We start from the raw sequence: 565 nt of genomic DNA on the forward strand, positions 1-565 counted from the left end.
CTGGGGTGAAGTCGTAACAAGGTAACCGTAGGAGAACCTGCGGTTGGATCACCTCCTTTCAGAGAAGAGAGAAGTTATTCGATTAACTTCTCCAAAGCTATCAAAGATAGCAAAAAAAGGGTATATCAACCTTTTCTATATTCGGTTTATAAAGATTACTTTAAAAGATAGGTAATAATGGGCCTATAGCTCAGCTGGCTAGAGCGCTCGACTGATAATCGTGAGGTCCCAGGTTCAAGTCCTGGTAGGCCCACCATTTATATCTATTAAATTAACTTTTATAAAGATTGGTTAAAAATGGGGAATTAGCTCAGCTGGGAGAGCGCCTGCCTTGCACGCAGGAGGTCAGCGGTTCGATCCCGCTATTCTCCACCATTTAAAAACTAAATATAAGTTCAAAAATATTTGAATTTATATTTGGTTTTAATAACCAAAGTGTTCTTTAGAAATAAAGGATATGATATTTAAAAACATAATGTTAAAGTCTTAAAATTTTTCTAGCGAATATTTAAATGAGAGTTTAAATATAAACTAAAAAACGAAACAATTTTAAAAACACAACTTT

General features: G+C 34.5%; 2 tRNA genes and 1 rRNA gene. All 3 read left to right on the top strand.

The features are described from left to right. Nucleotides 1–59 (top strand): 16S ribosomal RNA (locus ACH5BH_RS14440); the annotation flags it as partial. Nucleotides 60–179: 120 nt separating this feature from the next. After that, nucleotides 180–256, top strand: a tRNA-Ile gene (locus tag ACH5BH_RS14445). 43 nt (nucleotides 257–299) lie between these two features. Beyond that, nucleotides 300–375 (top strand) — tRNA-Ala (locus ACH5BH_RS14450). Nucleotides 376–565: the final 190 nt, after the last annotated feature.

Origin of the sequence: Arcobacter rhizosphaerae (assembly GCF_049472155.1) — a bacterium.
Lineage (GTDB): Bacteria > Campylobacterota > Campylobacteria > Campylobacterales > Arcobacteraceae > Arcobacter_B.